General features: G+C 43.4%; 13 protein-coding genes and 1 pseudogene. 3 read left to right on the top strand and 11 right to left on the bottom strand.

Annotated features, from left to right (window positions below):
- Positions 1-12: 12 nt before the first annotated feature.
- The 3 genes from E5331_RS18450 to E5331_RS18440 all read right to left on the bottom strand — a co-directional run bounded on the left by E5331_RS18450 (position 13) and on the right by E5331_RS18440 (position 4,312).
- Entirely contained in the window at positions 13-2,127 is a 2,115-nt protein-coding gene (locus E5331_RS18450) for a hypothetical protein (protein WP_135985703.1), read from the bottom strand.
- Between the two features lie 247 nt (positions 2,128-2,374).
- Positions 2,375-3,622: a permease gene (locus E5331_RS18445; RefSeq protein WP_123484438.1), complete on the bottom strand. Its 1,248-nt coding sequence runs from the start codon at positions 3,620-3,622 to the stop codon at positions 2,375-2,377.
- A 126-nt stretch (positions 3,623-3,748) separates the two neighbouring features.
- Positions 3,749-4,312 carry a helix-turn-helix transcriptional regulator gene (locus tag E5331_RS18440; protein WP_123484439.1) on the bottom strand — a complete coding sequence of 188 codons (564 nt, stop codon included), beginning with the start codon at positions 4,310-4,312 and terminating at the stop codon, positions 3,749-3,751.
- 260 nt (positions 4,313-4,572) lie between these two features.
- Between E5331_RS18440 and ahpC the strand changes: the two genes are divergently transcribed.
- Positions 4,573-5,139: an alkyl hydroperoxide reductase subunit C gene (gene ahpC / locus E5331_RS18435; protein WP_123484440.1), complete on the top strand. Its 567-nt coding sequence runs from the start codon at positions 4,573-4,575 to the stop codon at positions 5,137-5,139.
- Positions 5,140-5,165: 26 nt separating this feature from the next.
- Positions 5,166-6,740, top strand: a complete 1,575-nt coding sequence (gene ahpF / locus E5331_RS18430) for an alkyl hydroperoxide reductase subunit F (protein WP_123484441.1) — start codon at positions 5,166-5,168, stop codon at positions 6,738-6,740.
- Positions 6,741-6,977: 237 nt separating this feature from the next.
- Here ahpF and E5331_RS18425 read toward each other — a convergent pair whose 3' ends face one another.
- The 8 genes and pseudogenes from E5331_RS18425 to E5331_RS18390 all read right to left on the bottom strand — a co-directional run bounded on the left by E5331_RS18425 (position 6,978) and on the right by E5331_RS18390 (position 19,604).
- The gene (locus E5331_RS18425) at positions 6,978-8,165 is read right to left on the bottom strand and encodes a glycoside hydrolase family 26 protein (protein ID WP_135985701.1); all 1,188 of its coding nucleotides are present in this window, start codon (positions 8,163-8,165) and stop codon (positions 6,978-6,980) included.
- A 7-nt stretch (positions 8,166-8,172) separates the two neighbouring features.
- Entirely contained in the window at positions 8,173-9,654 is a 1,482-nt protein-coding gene (locus E5331_RS18420) for a hypothetical protein (RefSeq protein ID WP_135985699.1), read from the bottom strand.
- Between the two features lies 1 nt (position 9,655).
- The gene (locus E5331_RS18415) at positions 9,656-11,095 is read right to left on the bottom strand and encodes a hypothetical protein (RefSeq protein ID WP_123484657.1); all 1,440 of its coding nucleotides are present in this window, start codon (positions 11,093-11,095) and stop codon (positions 9,656-9,658) included.
- A 75-nt stretch (positions 11,096-11,170) separates the two neighbouring features.
- On the bottom strand, positions 11,171-12,130 hold the full coding sequence (locus E5331_RS18410; RefSeq protein ID WP_123484674.1) for a hypothetical protein: 960 nt from the start codon (positions 12,128-12,130) through the stop codon (positions 11,171-11,173).
- Positions 12,131-12,141: 11 nt separating this feature from the next.
- A complete protein-coding gene (locus E5331_RS18405; protein ID WP_135985697.1) occupies positions 12,142-13,650 on the bottom strand; it encodes a RagB/SusD family nutrient uptake outer membrane protein in 1,509 nt (502 codons plus the stop codon).
- 12 nt (positions 13,651-13,662) lie between these two features.
- Positions 13,663-16,761 carry a SusC/RagA family TonB-linked outer membrane protein gene (locus E5331_RS18400; protein WP_123484659.1) on the bottom strand — a complete coding sequence of 1,033 codons (3,099 nt, stop codon included), beginning with the start codon at positions 16,759-16,761 and terminating at the stop codon, positions 13,663-13,665.
- A gap of 165 nt (positions 16,762-16,926) precedes the next feature.
- Positions 16,927-17,994, bottom strand: coding sequence for a glycoside hydrolase family 130 protein (locus E5331_RS18395; RefSeq protein WP_123484660.1), 1,068 nt, complete (start codon positions 17,992-17,994; stop codon positions 16,927-16,929).
- Between the two features lie 33 nt (positions 17,995-18,027).
- Positions 18,028-19,604, bottom strand: a pseudogene (locus E5331_RS18390) (sodium:solute symporter).
- 177 nt (positions 19,605-19,781) lie between these two features.
- On the opposite strand from E5331_RS18390, the gene E5331_RS18385 reads away from it, so the two are divergent.
- A complete protein-coding gene (locus E5331_RS18385; RefSeq protein ID WP_123484662.1) occupies positions 19,782-20,648 on the top strand; it encodes an AraC family transcriptional regulator in 867 nt (288 codons plus the stop codon).
- Positions 20,649-20,730: the final 82 nt, after the last annotated feature.

The raw sequence follows: 20,730 nt of genomic DNA, 5'->3' as shown, positions 1-20,730 counted from the left end.
TCCGGGGGATTATTATTCAGCCATAGCCTTGTCAAGGGCAGCCTTGGCGTTGTCGTATTCCTTCTGGTAGATTTCGATCTGGGCTTTCTGGTCAGCTATCTGCTGCTCAAGAGCCTTGATGGCGTTGGCATCCTTATCACCGGCAGAAGCAAGCTCCTTCTCATAGCCGGCAATCTTCTTCTGTGCCTCAGCAATCTGATCCTGGAATCCCTTGATATCAGTCTCCTTCTCGGAAATCATAGAGTCGATATTCTGTCCTTCATTATCGGTAGCGATAAGACTGTTGAGGGCATTGTATTCTGCATACTTCTGATCGTATGCGTTCTTGGCGAGGGCATTATCCTTCTTAGCTTCGGCGAGAGCGAGGTTAGCGGCATTGACCGCATTCATGCTTTCAACATTGCCGGCAGCACCATCATTGAGGTCTTTAGCCTTAGCGTTGAGTTCGGTAATGAATTTCTCATTCTCACTTACCTGATATTCAGCATTATTTTTAGTCTTGGTAGCTTCTACAGTGTTGGCAGTAGCAAGTTTGAGTTCTCTTTCTTTATCATAAACATTGCCGGCCTCATTATATGCCTCCCATGCTTTAGTCTGTGCTTCGATAGCTTTATTAAGGGCAGTCTCGGCATCAGCAAGGGCTTTCTTCTGAGCCTCTGTGGCTTTATCTCCAGCCTCGTCTACAACCTTCTGGGCAGCATCCTTAGTCTTCTGAGCAGCCTCAACAGCAGCGTCGGCATCCTGAGCGGCTTTTTCAAGTTTCACAGAATTGTCGTAAGCCTTCTGAGCGTCCTCCTGAGCTTTCTGGGCATCCTCAAGATACTTGGTTGCATCAGCAAGCCATTTCTTGTCGGATTTCTGAGTTGCGGCTACCGCAGCAATAACCTTCTCAACACTTCCCGGCACGAGATCGTAGTATGAAGAATATTCGTAATAGGATTCAGACCCTTCACTTACGATGCCGCTATTCCAGTCTGAAGTGCCTACAAGTTCGTAGGTCAGTTCTTCATTTGTATAAGAAGCATTTGTGAAGAGAGGTATATAGGTTTCGCTGAGGACTTTCTCCTCCCAATTACCATAACCCCACTCGTTAGGGATATAAATATACTCTATTTCCTGAATGAATGCGCAGTAGTATCCACGGGCATCCTTGGGAGCACCGTTTTCCTGTTCTGATACCCATTTAATCTGGATATTCCCACTGATATAGTTAATATTACCATTATAGGGCTTCAGATCATTGACAGCAGCCATATAAGCGGAACCTGTCAGAGTTTTCCATGCGGCATTATTTGCATTGGTGGCATCCAACACAACTTTGGCGGCATCTTTCTGCTTGGTATCCAGAGTAAGAACTTCCTGCCATACAGCGGGGAGGTCTTTCTTAGCGTCAGCCACTGAGAAATTCTTCCAAGTGTCGATGTAAGTCTGTGCTTCGAGGATATCCTCCTGCCATCCGGTGATATTGTCATTCTCACTTTGGATAAGGTTTGCATAAACTTCAGCTGACGTGTCGAGTCCGGCTTTCAGTCTTGCAAGGTTGATCTCATATCCGGCAAGAGTTTTATTTGCCGTAAAAACTGCTTCCTGAGCTTCGCGATAGACGCGGAAAAGCTCACTCAGACGAGTCCTTGTAGCATCGTCATTATTCTGGATAGCTTCCTGATAAGCCTTCTGGGCAGCGAGCATATCAGCCTTCTGTCTCAGAAGGTTAATCTCAAGTTGTCCGGCAAGTTCCTGAAGGAGGTTTGCATAACGTTGCTTCTCATATTGAGCTTGCGCCATAGCCTCTTCAGCTTGCGCCATAGCTTGTTGCGCGCGAGCTTTCTCGGTTTCTGTCTGTGCTTTCTGGTACTCAGCCCGAGCCATCTGGTAGGCAGCCTGAGCCTTCGCATATTCAGCCTGGGCCTTAGCCAATTCGGCTTGAGCTTTCTGAGCCTCGGCAGTTGCATTAGCAGTGATTATGGCAGCCTCCGCCTGAGCCTTGTTGAGGTCAGCCAGAGATTTGATCTGCTCAGCCTTTGCCTGGCGTACAGCAGTAACAGAAGGAGACTCGGTGTCGTCCACGCAGCTGTTGAGAGTCAACGCTCCCAAGAGAAGTGCGCTTAGAAATAGTTTCTGTTTCATAGGTTAATGTTTGTTGTTAATTGATAAATTAATTTTATGTGTGGATATATTTGTTTCAAGATATCTGTTTGATTATAGGTAAGCGATAAGCATGTTTGAAGCCTGAATCGCATCCATAACTCTTACGAAGAGATTTGGATGCGACAAAGCCGAGATTTGCTAAACAAATAAAAAAATCAGGTCAGAAATGACCTGATTTTTTATTCTATATTATAAGGTGTTATGGGCAGTGATAACTGGGATGGGTTCAGACGATGGTGAAACCGAGGTCGTCAATCACCTCGCGTATGGCAGCTGAATCAGCCTCACCCTTTATCACTGTCTTGCCGGTGGCAAGATCCACGCTTACAGACTCCACGCCGGGGAGTTTCGAGAGATTTTTCTCTACCATAGCCTTGCAATGACCGCAAGTCATCCCTTTCACTGTAATAACAGTCTCTTCATTATTCATTCCTGTATTCATTTCTGTATCTATTTTATCTGATTTTGTTGGTATATATTTTCTTATCATTGCGTTGATGAGCAGGATTATGAGCAACACGGAACAGATGCCGGGGAACAATCCTACCTGAAGGTGGCAATTCATCTTTCCTGCTGTCATCTGCATCGGAAACCAGTCGGCGGGCATGAGATAGTCGATGCATAAGCCGATTGCTATGGCTCCCATTACGATTGTGGCAAGATACATTGCGGCTGCCTTCTTGCCGAGGGATTTGCTGACTATTATGATTGACGCGAAATTGGCGGCAGGACCCGCCATCAGCAGCACGAATGCCGCACCCGGACTTAGTCCTTTCAGCATCAGGGAGAGTGCGATAGGTATGGAGCCTGTGGAGCAGACGTACATCGGTACTGCCACTATCACCACTGCGATCATCGACAGCAATGGATAGTCGGCAAAGAACGTGAAGAATCCATCCGGAACAAACACTGTTATGGTGGCGGCAATCACCAGTCCGATTATGAGCCATTTTCCGATATTCTGCACCATCTCCACAAATCCGTAGCGCAAGGCGTCACGTATTTTCCCGATAAAACTGTCGGAGGCTGGAGCGTCGATGGTATCCACCTCTTTATCTGCCGTGACATCGCACGATGTATCTTCCCGATTGACCAGCATACCGCCAATGAATGCCGTCACGAGAGCCGCCACCGGACGTATTATTGCGAATGCCGGACCAAGTAGGGAGTAGGTTGCGGCAATTGAGTCAATGCCGGTCTGAGGCGTGGCGATAAGGAATGATGTGGATGCACCACGCGACGCACCGTTGCGGCGGAGGGATACCGCTGTAGGCAGCACTCCGCATGAGCATAACGGGAGGGGCACTCCTATAAGAGCCGCCTTTATCACTGCCCATGCACCGGGACGCGACAGATGTTTCCTGTAGAACTCACCGGGCACGAAGGCATACAGCACGCCTGCCACTAAGAAACCGAGAAGCAGGTAGGGTGCCATCTCGGCGAGCATGTTTATCAATGAGTAAATGAATTCCATATTTACAATCTTTTTTCCGATTGCAAAATTACAAATTGCCGGGCATACGGATGTTACACCATTATCAAATAATGTTGCATGATTATCCATTCGCAAAGGGATAATCATGAAGGGCGATAGAATAGACTACACCTCGTCGATACCTGTGCGTTGACCTGAATCCTTAAACTCAGATATAGTCATGCCCTGAGATTTCTTGAAAGCCCTTGAAAGATGGGCTACGCTTGAGAAGCCTGCCACATCGGCAATCTGCGCCAATGACAGTTCATTGTCAAAAAGGAGTTCCTTCACGTATTCCATACGTTGCGACATAAGATACGACTGTATGGTCCGCCCCTCTATGGAAGAGAACAGGCGGCTCAGATGACGGAAGTCGAGCTTCACGGCATCCTCCAGATATGCCGACAGTTTTATCTTCCCGTCGTCATGATTGTGACGGGCATAATGACGGATCGCCCTCTTTATCCTCTCGACCGTCGTGAGTTCCGGAGATTTCAACGGTTCAAACCCAACGTCCCTCAATCTGCCGTAAAGATTATCCAATGTAGACTGATCCGGAGAGTCGGACAGGGTAATGCTGCCTAACTCCACCCTTGCATCCTTCAGTCCAAGTTCGCGGCATATATCCTCCACCGTCATAACGCAACGGCGGCAAACCATGTTCTTTATGTGGAGTGTATGTTCAGGCATATCTGTGAGGTATGTTTGGATAATCTCATAACGTCAAACCGGTATTAATATTTCAGATTGTGCTGATGAAGTTTAGACAACTTCAATATTTTAGCTTCAATATTTTATATTGAAGCGTTGTTGGAACTGTTTAATATTTATTGACTTAGCTTAACATTCTTTACGTGCCGAGCATTAAACAAAAGATAAGATGAGCGTGTTTATCATTCGGAATTAAGAATAAAACACTAAAACAAATAGAAACAAATAAGTATAACAAAATGGAAACAATCATCAATACCCGCATACCGGAGTTCTCAGTACAGGCATTTCACAACGGCAAATTCGAGACGGTGACGGATAAGGACGTGCTCGGCAAATGGGCAGTGTTCTTCTTCTATCCTGCCGACTTCACGTTTGTATGCCCGACAGAACTTGTGGATCTTGCGGAGAAATACGATAAACTCAAATCAATGGGTGTGGAGGTATATTCCGTAAGCACCGATTCTCACTTCGTGCATAAGGCATGGCACGACACGTCTGACAGCATCCGTAAGATCAATTATCCGATGCTTGCCGACCCGACTGGTCTTCTCAGCCGTGCGTTCGGTGTTATGGATGAGGCGGCAGGTATGGCTTACCGTGGCACCTTCGTATGCGATCCGGAGGGCTTGATCAAGCTGGTTGAGATACAGGACAACAGCATCGGACGTAATGCCGATGAACTTCTCCGCAAAGTGGAGGCAGCGCAGTTTGTGGCATCCCATCCCGGCGAGGTTTGTCCCGCGAAATGGAAAGAGGGAGCCGCAACGCTGAAACCAAGTATCGACCTTGTGGGAAAGATTTGAAGTAGAACGATATAAAATAGAGACCTATGCTGGATAAAGATATAATCACACAGCTAAAGGGTATCTTCGCAAACTTGGAGACGGCGTTCACATTTGTTGTGAGCGGCGTCTCTTCGCGTGAAGAGACCCGTCAGATGGTGGAGTTTGTAAATGACTTCGCCTCTTCGTCCGCCGCTTTCTCAGTGAAGGAGGAGGATACTCCCACCGAGGAGAATGCCCCGACCCTTGCTATATGGCGAGATGGCAATCCCACGGGAGTGTCGTTCTGCGGCATACCTAACGGGCATGAGTTCACGTCGCTTATCCTTGCGGTGCTGAATGCGGCGGGACAGGGGAAGAATCTTCCCGATGAGGCGTTGCGTCGCCGTATCGCGTCGCTTCAGGGTCCGGTGGATATGTTTACGTTTGTATCGCTGACGTGCACGAATTGTCCGGAAGTGGTGCAGTCGCTAAATATCATCGCGCTCATCAATCCGTCGTTCCGTCACGTCACGATAGATGGTGCTGTTGTGCCGGAGATGGTGAAGAGCTATAATGTGCAGTCTGTCCCGACGGTATATGCCAACGGCGAGCTGCTCAGTGTGGGGCGTGCGGAACTCGGAGATCTGGTTGCGTTACTTGAGAAGAAGTTCGGCAGCACGCCTAATCCCGGCGAGGTGAGTGATGTCACGCTCGGCTTTGACGTCATCGTGGCAGGAGGCGGACCGGCAGGAGCCGCGGCTGCCATATATCTCTCGAGAAAGGGATTGCGCACTGCAATCGTGGCAGGCCGCATAGGCGGACAGGTGAAGGACACCATGGATATAGAGAATCTTATATCCGTGCCTCATACCACCGGACCGGAATTGGCTTCCGACCTGCGGCGTCATCTGGAATCGTATGATATCGCTATCTATGACAACCGCCGTATCGTGGATGTCGCACTTGACGGATTCCCGAAAAGAATCACCACCGACAGTGGTGAGACTTTTGAGGCTCCACAGATAGTGATTGCTACAGGTGCATCATGGCGACGGCTCAATATTCCGGGTGAGAATGAGTATATCGGTCGGGGTGTGGCATTCTGCACCCATTGCGACGGACCCTTCTTTGCCGGTAAACGTGTGGCAGTGATTGGTGGTGGCAATTCCGGGATAGAGGCGGCAATCGACCTGGCAGCAATATGCGAGCATGTCGATGTATTTGAGTTCCTTGATGAACTGAAGGCGGATATGGTGCTTCAGAAGAGACTTACCGAGTTCGACAATGTAGCGGTTCACCTCTCATCAGCAGCAGAGGAGGTGATCGGTAACGGCACGAAGGTAACGGGCATCAAGGTGAAGGATCGTAAGAGTGGAGAGTCCGCGCTTTATGATCTGGATGGAGTGTTTGTGCAGATTGGACTTACTGCCAACAGTTCGCCCTTCTCCAATCAGTTGCCGGTCAACAAAGCCGGAGAGATTATAATGAAGGGTGCTGGACGCACCGGCATACCCGGAGTGTACGCAGCCGGCGACGTGACAGACATCCCCTACAAACAGATTGTCATAGCTATGGGAGACGGAGCCACGGCAGCCCTTTCCGCAGTCGACGACCGCATGAGAGGCGTCACCCCCTCCTGACACCCCGGCATAACGCGAAGCTAACGCTTGATAATTAAAACTAAGACTCCATCTCTTAAAAATATGACAACAGTATCTATATTTTTAAGAGATGGAGTCTTGTGTAATCGATGTAGATGTGCTTCTGTCATTATCACCGCGTAACTATCATTCCTTTGACCATCATCCCCGTTTGTAAAATTTAATATATTCTCTATAATCAAGTAAGTGAATTTGTCAAAACTTCATAAACAGATGTCACTTGACAGTTACATTTTCCGCCATATTATACATGTCTGGAAGATTGTGGCTGAAGAATGTCAAATTACTATTATAGAATTTTATAAAGTCTTTTTCTGAGGGATGCCCTTTCCAAACAGAATAATAGTGATTGTCATTTTCGTTGGCTCCCACAAACTTGTTGCGCCACATTACTACCATACACAGGTTGCGTCCGGTTGCGGGTGTCAAAATCTGTTTTGTCCAGTAATCGGCATCTGTGAAACCTTCGACACCTGTTTCCGTTACTCCACACGGCTTCAACTTCATTTTGGAAACCTTACTGATAGTTTTTATATTTGCAGCAAAAACAGTTGGGCTAAGTCCCTGATAGCAATCCATACCTATGAAATCTACGTAATCATCGCCGGGCCATCTGTAAAGAAAATCATTTTCGGTTTTCTGATTATCCATCTGCGGGGCTATTGCGTAAATAAACTGATGCACACCCTTTTTGTCACGGAGATAGTTTACAGTATATTTCCACAAGGTAATGAATTCCGTTTCAGTAGTACATGTGTTACCCCACCAGGACCACGCTTGGGTATGTTCGTGGAACGGACGGAATATGATAGGTATTAAATTTCCGTTACTATCTTTCAATCCGGTTACGAATTCTGCCAGTCGATCAAGCCAAGTATTAAATTTCTGCTGTGTGGCAGATCCATCAGTCAGAATCTCCTTGGCAACATTCTTATTGGAATTATCCCAAGAGTCGCCACCTGTGAGAGGATTGTTGAGGTGCGCACATGCAATGATTACTTCTCCACGGTCACGAGCTTCAAGTATACAACGACGACGTATATTTGTAGATTCAGAGTCAATGTATCTGTCGTCCATTAACTCGGCAAAATCAAGACTATATACACCGGGGTAATCGCCACAGACATCTTTTGTGTCAGACCTGCCTTGTTCGTCATACCATTTTCTGCCATACATAAGGTCATCATGATGACCGAACATGAAGCCTTTCTGACCTATCGTCCATAAGTTGGAATATAGAGCTTTTGTCTCAGGCGTGGCTTGTTTGTCTACTATACTTAAAGTGATGGCTTGACCCTGTTCATTACCGGATGAAGGCTTATCCGGCTCGTTACCTGAACATGAGGCTGTGCTGTATGCTATGAATGCCAGGCTGCAAATGCTTAAAATTGATTTGAGGTTCATGATATTGTTAATTTAGTTGTGTTAGTAAAACCATAGATAGGGGGGAGAGTTTCGTGCTGAAGGTATTATTAGAGATATCTGATTGTTCCGGTAGGAGGAAGCCGTCATTATCCAGAGTCATGGCATTTTCCTCATATCTGTAGACGTCGGCATTAGCTGTCCCGTTAGGGAGTTTTATTGTAATTGATTTTTCAGAGTCCCCTTTATTGATCAATGCTATGGTGTATTTCCCATCATATTTTGCCGCACAGGTGAAAATATCATCATCTTCCGGATGATTGACTTTCACAATGTCGCAGCCGGTAGGAAAGAAACGACACATCAATGACCAGGAGTAGAACCACGGGCGTATATCTTCCTGTGATGGATCATTAAAGACCTCACTGCCCAAGATGTTCCACATACCCCACAGTTTAATGTCTTCGGGCTTACCTGAATCTCCTTGTGAATGCATGGCGTCGTCAAGCATCCATGCCGCAACACCTGAAAATCCATTGTTCATTACCTCCGTTGCCAGTATAGCCATGTCAATACCATAGAAATAGTCGTAGACAAGCATATTGCAATCACTCCCTTTAGTGAAAGGATGATTTTCAACACGACGATTATATTCAGCCATCAGCAAGGAGTCTGCTTCTCGCCAATACTTATATCCGGCTTCTCCAAGTACAATCTGCTTATTTTCAGGTATAAGAGATTTGTATTCTTTTAGAAGACCGGCATATTTACCGGATAATACTTCAGCTTGACCGGGGTAAGCATGAATGTCGTATAATCCGATAATTGAATCAGCATTCTTGACAGTCTCTGTAAGCCATCCAGTGGTATTTAGATCGGAATTACGGTTATGGTAGTCGGCAACTACATCAGGTCCGGCAAGAGATACCTTATCAAGCAAGCCGGGATACTCTGCCATTTTCTTATAAAATTTCTCTGCCATTGAATACCACAGATTGAAATCCCCGTTAGTGGATGCCCAATCTCCGTCCGGTTCGTTGAAAATGACAAAATGCTTTATACATGAAAAACCTTTATCAATCACGAGCATATTTAGATAATCTACAGCCATCTCCACCCATCGGGAATCATCTTTCATATCCCAGGAGGGAGGATTATACTCTCCGTAAATCACGGTTATGTCATTATCCGTGCAATATTGTAGAAGCCTACAAATTGACTCTAAATTGTCTTCTTTATTATATTCCCCTGTTTTGACATCGTAATAGCGGAAAGGACTATTTATCATGCAGCGGATATATTGTGGTCGCATGTAGTCAAGACGTTTGGTTAGTTTTGTCCAATCCTCTTCAGAGATTGGTGCGCCCCAACTTTCAGCCTCGTCATACGGATCCCATTCCACTCCATTGCCGATGTAGGATGCGTTTATGACCTCATCAGTCACGGTAAAATCCATAGAACCGGAAGAGGTGCACGATGTAAACATTGCAGCGCAACAGGCAGAAGTAATTATCAATGATGGAAATTTCATATTATAAAATGTTACTGATTATCACTAATGATTTTGCAGGGACAGATAGAATATCCCCTTCATGAGATATACAGGCTTTATTCTCCTCCGGAAGCGATAATTCCGAAGAAAGGTTATTCAATACATTCTCATTGTATATTGAAACTTTAGCACCGGGGATGAAAGAAGTCATCTCCCTATTAATGTATGCCGATAAATTTGCTTCAGAAATATTCAAAAGGATTAAAGAATATTTACCATCCTTTCTTACAAGGGCACTTTTTAGAGAGCCGGGAGCATTGGATTTTACATTAATGACCTCACACCCACGCGGAATTGAACGGCACAGAATCGACCAGGCATAGAACCAGGGACGTATTTTCTCCTGATCTTTACCGAAAAATTCATCGCCAAAACTATTCCAGAATCCCCATATTTTCAGCTTATCCGGAGCTTCATTGTTATGCATGGCATCATCAAGCATCCAGGCTACTGTCCCTGAATAGCCTGCCTGTAAAGTCTGGACAAGAGCGTCAGCCATATCCAATCCATAAGCCACGTCATACACCGACATTTGAGAGTCTTCAATAGAAGCATATTTATAAGTTTCTGCACGAAGTCGATTCAATTCATTAAGGGCTTTGTCTTCCGGGGCTACATATTTAAGTCCGATTTCCCCCATTATGATTTTATGATTAGCCGGGACACAATCACGATAGCTTTTGATTATTTCGTAATATTGATTTGTATTGACAGTATATTTTGATGGATATGTATGAATATCATAGAGCCCGATGATATTCCCTATGTCAGATGCGGTTTTTTCTATCCACCAAGTTTCATCCGTGGTCCAGATGGCAGCATCCGGACCAATAAGGGATATGCGGTTTGCGAGCCCTTGTTTCTCTATTTCTGAGTGGATAATCCTCATCCCGTCGCGCCATAATTCAAAGTCTCCATCAGTTGCAGACCAATAACCATTTGGCTCGTTCACAAAGTTCAGGTAGCGTATGCAATCCATTCCCTTCTCATCAAGAAGATAACGGATAAATGATACCAACGTGGTTATATTCTTCCTATTGATTAATTTGTCGTTGTGGCTGATTAAAGAGCCACCCCAATCTCCAAATACAACGTCAATTCCACGACTTTGACAATATTTGAGGAGGAACTCGACATTTGGATAGTAATTATTGAAATCCGGAGTGCCATTTTCGGAGGAAAGAGAAGAAGCATTAATCATCATGCGGACTATGGCGGGTTGCATAAAATCAAGACGCTCATAGATTTTTGCTATGTCTGCATCAGAGAATGTCAAACGACCATGTCCATAATCCATTGTATATGGATCCCACTGAACACCGTTGCCTATATATTCATTACTGATGACAGACGTTTCATCAATAGAAAGGATGACCTGACCGATTGTGGACGCCGGAAATCCACAACCGATCAATGTCATCAGTAACCTTAAAACAATCTTTAACTTATTCATGCCACTTAAGAACTAATCTTTATTATTCTTACTAAATACGTGTCAAATCTTTTTCACAGAGATCCAATATTTACGAGGTTTCTTGACAAATTTGTCGTAATCCTGATAAATATTTGTCCAGTCATCTGTACCATTCAGAGTAAATGTAAAGGCATTATCTGTGATGGTAAATGATTTATCATATCCAAGATCTTCGGTGCCGGCATTTTCAAGACGCCCAACAGTCACGTTTCCATCCTTGTCTGTAAAAGTAATTGTATTCTCGGCATAGTCCCTTTCCCATTTACTCTCGCCAATGGGAATCTGGCGGTAGAAATGGTCGAGATTTACAGCCTGACCGGGATTTTCAGGATTATTACCGATATAAGTGAAGTCGGCATATTTGCCGTCTGCGCCAGCTTCATTTATGCAGATGCCGTTAGTATTACCGTTGTCTGACACACCGGTCATTGTAAACGTCAGCACGTTGTCAATCTCACAAGCCGGTCCTTCGTTTTCCTTCCAGCACCAAGGTTTATCGGTAAATGCCATTACTGCACCTCCTCCATATTCCGGACCTGTTCCACCATAGATTTTGAGTGATTGGATTGCCCATTTCCCCTCTACAGATTCTGTAAATTCAGAGACATGAATTGTATAGTCTCGATATTCACCTGTAGCAGAATTAACAGACAAGGTAGCAGTCCGCTCCGGATTCTCGAAGTTAAGGACATCGCCTATCCCCACAGAAGAATTAGCTTGATAGGAGAGTTGCAGATTGGTTATTTTGATATTAGACAGATCCGGCACAGCATTGACATTTATTGAAAGCTCAATTAAGCCTGTTGTGGCATCTACGGCTTCAATTTCTGCAACACCTATCTGATTCTCAAATTTAATATCAATGACTTGACGTTCATGATTCCATTTGCCGTCATTTATCTCATCTTGCAAATCTTTTTCACAAGATTGGAATCCGGCAGCGGCACATGCCAAAGCGAGAATTTTATATATTGTATTCATTGTTATTGTCATTATCTAAGGCTACCATTTAGATTTATCTCAGCTTGAGGGATAGGATAGAATGTGATATCATCTTCCGACATTCCCCGAGCCTCTGGAATTTCCCCAATCCTGTTCCAGCGACGAATGTCATACATGCGATCACCCTCATAGGATAGTTCAAAACCACGTTCTTTATATACTGCCTCCCGAAAGTCTGTCATTGACAGATTGGGTTGCAGGTCAGACAGTCCCGCTCGATTCCGGATGTAGTTGACAAGTTGATATGATTGTGCGGTAGGACCCGCAGCTTCCGCATAAATCAACGCCACATCTGAGAACCGAATAAGGAACGGGCGAGTGCTTGTCTTATCTCCTGAAAACTTAGGGTCAATATATTTTCTGCTGAAGGGATATTGGAAGTTGTCGGGATATTTCGCACTTACTTCTCCATTCGCATTATAAACCTTGTCACAGATCAGATGAGTCTTACGCTTGTCATTATCTTCAAATGAATTATAGAAGGCTTGTGTCGTCTGGTATTCACCCCATCCATCATGAGAAGGTATAAACTCTTCAGAATCTCCTTGTTTCAAGTAGATTGTTGCGCCATCGATATACGGGATGAACATCTTGGATATTTTGGAAAACTCGCCCTCACTCGTCCCGCTTCGGTCCATTGCCATCATGAATATATGTTCAGGTCCGTTTGCCTTCTCGACATCGTATATATCAAGCAAGTTTGGCTCGAAACCATAGACATGTTGTTCAGTGATAACTTGATTGGCGAAATAAGCGGCACTATCATACATCTCTTCCGTATCACGACGCATATCGCGATAAAGTTTTACTCCATGCTCTTTAGCAGAAGCGACATACAGATAAGCCTTTGCAGCAAGGGCTTTTGCAGCAACTTTATCGGCACGGCCAAGGCGCGGAGCGTCATAGACAGGCATTAAATCGGCAGCTTTACGACAGTCGCCGAGAATAAGATCATATAATTCATCGATATCTGATGCAAGTGGTGCGGAAGTCTGATCGAGAGTTTCCACTACAGAATTATGCATGGGAACCAGTCCGAAATTACGGACCAGGCTGAAATAATTGTAAGCACGTAGGAAATATGCTTCTCCTAAATACTGATCCTTAATATCCTGGCTGAAATTACATTTGGGAATATTCTTTATCACGGCATTGGCGCGGTTTATACCGATAAAGCTGTATTTGAAGAAATTCTCAAGAGTTTTGTTTGTTTTGAAATTTGACACCTTCCAGTTATTGATGTCTTGATTGTCCATTGTGGCATCACTCTTGGTTGTCAAAGCTTCAGTCGGCATATCGCCCAAGAAGAATATCGATCGTGAATATTCGAGGAAATTCATGCAACCATAGGCATAATTGACGGCAGCCTCTGCATCAGCCTCAGTTTTATAGAAATTATCCTCTGAATAAAACCCATAAGGAGTTTCGTCCAAGTTACAGGAGGATAGCATTATCGCCATCCCACCCATAAGCGAGAGAATTTTATTAGTAGTTATCATGTTAGGATTTTATTAAAATGTAAAGTCAACTCCAAAAGTCCATTTGCGAAGACGGGGATATCCACCGGTATATACGCCATTTAGCCCGACTTCAGGATCATAGCCTTTGAACTTGGAGAATGTATATAGGTTAGACACGTTGGCATACAGACGAATTTTATCACAAATCCAAGAATTTTTGAAATTGAAAGTATATCCTAAAGTCAAAGTCTGTATTCTTAAGAAAGATCCGTCTTCAACCCACCAGTCAGAAACCATTGACTGTCTACCATCGCGCAGGCTCGGATATTTATTTGTCGGATTGTCGATAGTCCAACGAAGGGGTTGATTGCTCGGTTCACCAAACGCCTTTGTATTGTAGACGTCCTTACCAAATTCACCATTGAAGAATACCCCCAAGTCCCAGTTCCTCCATCCGAGGTTAAGTTGCAGGCTCATTGTCAAATCCGGATTAGGATCACCAATGATGGTTTTGTCGGCTTCAGTAATTGATCCATCACCATTTAGATCAACATATTTGAATTCACCGGGCTGAGCATACTCTCCGTCAAGACCGGCACGGATGCCTTCGTCAAGTGTCTGTACGATTCCATCGACCTTATAACCATAGAACACATTCATTGGCTGTCCGATAGCAAGAATATTGATATAGTCGCGATATTTCTCATAACTATTGCCGGAATATTCAAACAGCATCCCTGTCATTGGATCCTCAATGAGCCCTGATTCCAAGGTATTGCCAAGATTGGTAATCTTATTCTTATTATGTGACATGATAAGTGTTCCGTTCAATCTCCATTCAGGAGTGCTCAGTATGATGCCATCAATTGACAATTCTACACCGCGGTTCTCAATATTTCCATCGTTAACCCACATCCTGTCGTATCCGGATGATGGTGCAAGGTTGCGTTGACGTAGCAAATCTTTAGTCTTTTTAATATAAGCATCGAAGCCTATGCGCAGACGGTTATTGAAGAACCCCATGTCTATGCCAAAGTCAAACTGCTGTGTTGATTCCCACTTTAGATCGGGGTTAGGTATGCCACTCCATACGCGATTGATGCCACCCTGGCCGGTCCATCCGGAAACGTAGCCGGGACCGATTGTCGTCACCCAAGATCCATTGTTGTAATACTTTTCTGTGCCGTATCTGCTCAATGTCTGATAGGCACTGATACCCTGATTACCGGAGACACCATAGCTGGCACGGAATTTAAGCTCATTAAATATACCGAGCCTGCTGATAAATTCTTCCTGATGCGCTTTCCAACTTATTGCCCCCGAAGGGAAGTAGGCCCACTTATTGTTTTTTCCAAATTTGGAAGAACCGTCTGCACGAAATGTTACAGTGGCAAGATACCTGTTGTCGAATGTATAGTTTACCCTGCCCATATATGAGACGAGTTTCGTGTCCAACTTGCCATTAGAGAGGCTGTTTTGCTCCGGGTTTCCGGCTCCCATATTCTCATTGCCAAGGGTTTCATTTACGAAATTACGTGCAGTGAGTCCTGAACTTCGTTCCGTATATGTCTCATACGAGAATCCTGCCATTGCACTCAGCGAGTGCTTATCAAAATCTTGATTATAGTTGGCGAAAGTTTCTGAAACAAGATTTTGTCCTTGCCAATTGTCAATTTGTGCCTGTCCGTTACTAAATGTACCGGCTTCCGTATATTTTTTTGGATAATATTTATCACTTATCGAACTGCCATACTTATAGTTAAGTTGAGTTGTCAAATTAAGTTGCGGTATTATCTGCCAATCCAAAGTTCCGGATGAAATTACATCAATACCTTTAGACTGCTGTTTGCGATGCTCCGTGATGGCGACAGGGTGCTCATAGTCTTGTGAATTTGTAAGGTAGTAATCACCATTTTCATCATATACAGGGAAAATCGGATTCCTCCAGTATGCCAACCCGCTATTGTTATCCCTGACATTACGGCTGAGAATGTTCATGACACGGATTTTGAAGTTGCTGAAAAGCTGGTGTTCCACACTTAGATGGTAGCCATACTTTTTGTAATCGTCATTTATAAACAGACCCTGATCAGTGTAATAATTAGCACTCAATGCAAAATTGGTCTTCTCATTTGAACTTTGCACAGCAACAGTGGTATTATTGGATACAGGGAGATCTCTAAGCGTAATTTCATCCCATCTGGTATTGATATCCCATGTAGTCATGAGTTCTTCAATAGAAGGATAGTATATGCCTGTAGAATTTACCTTTCCGACATAGAGGGGATCAAGCCCACCGTTTATACGACCCTCGTTGTTAAGGGAGGCCATCAAGACCGGATCTCGCCATAAATCAAGTTTCGTTGATTTTTGAGATAATGTAATCTGCTGACGGATATTGACGATGGTTTTACTCTCTTTTGCTTTCTTTGTCGTAATCATGATTACACCATTTGCACCACGAGAACCATAGATCGCAGAGGCTGATGCATCTTTGAGAATCTCAATGCCTACTATATCTGCAGGGTTTATTTGCTTAAGATCGCCCGCATCTCCTAACGGGAAACCATCAACCACGACAAGTGGGGAGTTTGATCCATTTAGTGAACTCGCACCCCTTATGCGTACTGTTGAACCTGCACCCGGATCCTGAGATGAATTGTTGACCGACAGACCGGCTGCGCGTCCTTGTAGCAGTCCTTCAACGGAGTTTGACGGGGTAGTGGTTATTGCTTCAGGTTTTACCGATGTTACGGATCCTGTTAGGTCACTTTTCTTTACAGTTCCATAACCGATGGCAACAACTTCATTAAGCATTGTTGCATCCGTGGTTAGAACCACATCAATTTTTGTTCTACCTTTGACCTGCTCTTTTTGAGGATTCATACCCACATAAGAGAAAATCAAGGTGGCATCCTTAGCGATTCCTTTTATACTATATTCTCCATCAATATTAGTGGTGGTGCCAAGACTGGTACCATCAATTCTAATGGAAACGCCTATTAAAGGCTCATTGCTTTCGTCTACAACCACGCCGGAGACATCAATTTGTCCGGAGGATTGTGCGAAGCCGGTCAAAGAACCGCCAAGTAGCAGACAAAATACTATCAGCGGCAACATGACTTCAAAGGCTTTTCTTCCTTGTTTCATGATAATATTGGTTTTGGTAAGGTTTTTTTAGTTACTTGTCACTTAAAAATACTGCAATATCTTGGTCACAAAGTTACTATGAATGAATTAATGAAATCTACTATTTTACGCTATATAATTATACTTTTTTGAATTGTCGGTTGGATTGATTTGTTTTAACAAGTGTTAATCGCGCACAATGATGTTTTTAACACTGTTTTCAGCTGCAATTTTGCATTCTTCTGATTCAAGATGGTCAAGCAGCTCATCAAGGACACAGCTTGCAAGCCCGATATGCTTATCGGCACAACCATAATAAACAAGCAGATTGCCTTTTACAATCACATTGCCGGTTGGGAAAACACAGCCGTTATAGTAACCGATGAGTTCATGTTCTGAATCCGGTTCAAGAATTGGCTCAGTTGTTCGTCCGATGATTTTGAGTGGGTTTTCTTTGTCAAGCAATAGTGCGCCTACTCTATAGTGCCCGACTCCACCATGTTCCACACCGTGATAGAGCATAAGCCATCCGCGTTCCGTCATAATCGGAGGTGTGCTTCCACCGATTTTTTCCTCCCAAGTGCCTTCGATTCCGGTAAGAAGCAAATGGCTATCCTTTGATTCCCAGTCAAGAAGGTCATCAGAATACTTTAACCATATTGCAGGATAGTCAGTTCCATATTTACTCCCGATATATTGTTTAGGTCTATGCAGAAGCGCATATTTCCCATTGATTTTTTCGGGAAATATGATTACATCACGATCATCAAGAATCGGGGACGTGATTCTGCCTAACCGACGGTATGTATAGAAATCCTTAGTAACCGCCAGCCCGGTATTGCCGAGATTATCACGGATCGCCTTGGGCATGAATTCATCACAATCAGGAGTCTCTACCACATCATGCGCCATTTTCCAGTATTGTCCAGGGGGAAATGGGCGGTAGGCATAGGTGACAAAGAAATTTTCTCCAAACTTAACTATACGTGGATCTTCTACGCAACCTGAATCAGGACCATCAAGACTGGGACCGAATACAGGTTTGGATGACATTCTCTTGAAATTAAATCCATCTGTGCTTGTTGCCAGTCCGAATCGGATCACGTGTTCCTTGTCATTTCCGGCAGCCCGGTAGAGCATGTAATATACTCCATTGTCATATACTACTCCTGGATTACAAGTCACAAGAGATTCCCATTCGTTTCCCTCATTGGGAGAAAGTATCGGATTATTTTTATGTTTTTTCAGTTTCATATTGTATGAAATTTAGAAGTATTGAATATATGTTTAGCTGAATAGAATCCAAACGAATCCACTTATTATCAAGAGTAGGATTGCCCAAAACAGATAGCTTGACAACCAGTTGGAATTATAGGCTGAAATGATTTCGGATTTGAACTCTTCATAGCGGAATGTAGTGGTTAGCAATTTATTCTCTTCCGGACGTTTGCCGATTATACTTATTGACCACATTACAATAAGACTGAGTGCAAACAGTATTGGCACGATATAAAGGAAGTGAAGATTGCCGAATATCATATTTTTGCAGAACAGCAGACCAATTGCCACTACCAAACCGATTATTAATCCGACAAACGCGCCATTTGCATTTGTTCGTTTTGAAAAGATGCCTAATATGAAGGCAGCGACAATGGGGGGTGCGATATATGACAGCATCTCCTGATAGTATTTAAGTAGCGAACCGAAATGTCCTATGAATGGAGCCCAGAGGGCAGCAAGAATTATTATGACACAAGAGGCTTTTTGCCTATCACAACAAGCCTTTTAGATGATGCTTTCTTGTTGAACTGGGCATAAAAGTCTATTGTGAAGAGTGTTGAGGTTGAGTTTAGGATTGCAGACAGTGTTGACGTTAAAGCTGACAAAAGCGCAGCCAGCATAACTCCAAGCAATCCGATTGGCATAAGATTTAATACCATATTGGGATAAACCATATCTGGTTTTTCAAGTCCCGGAAATAAATCTCTTGCAATTACCCCCGGGATAGCAATGATAATTAGAGTGAGCATTGTGAGGAATCCGGTGAATATTACTCCCTTACGTCCCTCTTCGATGCTTTTTGCACTCAATACTCTCTGTACAAGGGTCTGATTGTTGGCCCAGAAGTAAAGTCCGGTAATTGGCATTCCAACAATAAGACCGAGCCAGGGTGTTGCATTATCGGCTAATGGCCGGATTAGCTTGAGCGATATGTCGCCGCTGGCAAAAAGATTTGTAAAATAATCACCTCCTTGCATGAAGCAAAGTATGGTAAGCATTATCGATCCAAGTATTAATATGGCGGCCTGAATTATTTCGGCGTTAATTGCCGATGATAATCCTCCAGGTATGGTATAAGATGCAGCGATAACTGCAAATATTATGATTATCAACTGAAGATCCGTTTCGGGCATTATCAACTTTATAATAAGAGCGGCTGCATACAAGGCTCCGGCTGCATCAAGGAAGATATTTCCGATTATGCATATAGCGGAAAAGTAGTAGCGGGAGCGTTTGTCAAATCTTCTTTCAAGAAATTCCGGGATTGTAAAGATTTTGGATTTAAGGTATAACGGAAGTATGCAGATTGCAAAAAATACCATCACAGCTATACCCGTAAGATTATAGTTGAATACAGCCAACCCTGTGTGATACGCATCTCCGGATTGACCGATAAGTGTGGTGCTTGAAATGCTTGCCGCGAAAAGCGAAAGACCTACGACCCACCATGGCATAGAGCGTCCTGCCAAAAAATAAGATTGAGAATCGTCGCTTTTTCCATTTCGGAGTCCCCACCATATTATAAAAAGTAGGTATGCTCCGATTACAGTTAAATCTAATGTACTTATATGAAATTGTTCCACGATATGAAAAGATTTGGTTATTACGCTGCAAAATTAGCATCTATTTAGATTTTTGTTAAACATTTTTTGGCTTAAAGATTATACTTTTTTGAATACTGAATTTGCATCTTAATTATTTTTGTTAATTTTGTAGCATTGAAGTTTAGACAACTCTATTAATAATATTATGGTATAATAATGAAAGACTATCAAAAAGAGATAACTCCTCTTGCGGATGATGACTTATTTATTTTGTTGGATCATCCTAATGCAAAATTTGATTATCCTGTGCACTATCATTCGGATTATGAAATTAATCTTGTTCTTAATGATGAAGGCACAAGGGTGGTCGGGGATAGCGATGAAAAATTTTCAAGTCCGGATCTGGTAATGCTTGGTCCTAATATACCTCATGCTTGGAAAGGGACGAGACAAGAGGGTAATCATGTGATTACAATTCAATTTTCTGAAGAGTTGCTTAACTTTCCTATATTAAATAAGCGTATGTTTGCGTCTATTCGTCAACTATTGATAGAGTCACGAAGAGGACTTACATTCTCCAACGATACGAAGGTGCTAATTGCTGATAAGATATTAAGACTTACTCGGTTACAGGGGTTTCATACGGTGCTTGACTTCCTTTCTATACTTTACGATCTTTCTATTGCCAACAAGGAGATGCTTGTCAGTAACTATTATGACGCAAATGAAGCCTTGACAGCATTCAAGAGTAGGAGAATCACAAAAGTATGCGATTATATTGAGAAAAATTTCCAGGATTCTGTAAAACTGTCGGATGTTGCAAAACTTGTAAATATGTCGGAATCAGCATTCAGCCATTTCTTCAAAAAGAAAACAGGATGTTCTTTTATCGACTATCTTAACAGCGTGAGGATAGGTAAAGCCTCACAAATGTTGATAGATACGACTCACTCAATAAATGAGATTTGCTATTCTTGTGGATTTAATAATTTATCAAACTTTATAAGAATATTTAAAAAGTTTAAAGGACCAACTCCAAGTGAGTATCGCTCAAAGCTTCAGCAGATCCTGATAAAGTATTAGAAAAAGACTTGTTTAAAAATTAATTACTGAAGTTTCGCAAGCTGCACTTCAGTGGTTTAAAGTTTATAGTTTAAGGTTTAAG

The sequence above is a fragment of the Lepagella muris genome, from assembly GCF_004793975.1.
GTDB lineage: Bacteria > Bacteroidota > Bacteroidia > Bacteroidales > Muribaculaceae > Lepagella > Lepagella muris.
Note: the sequence above shows the minus strand (reverse complement) of the source record. Positions and strands in the feature narration are given on the sequence as shown.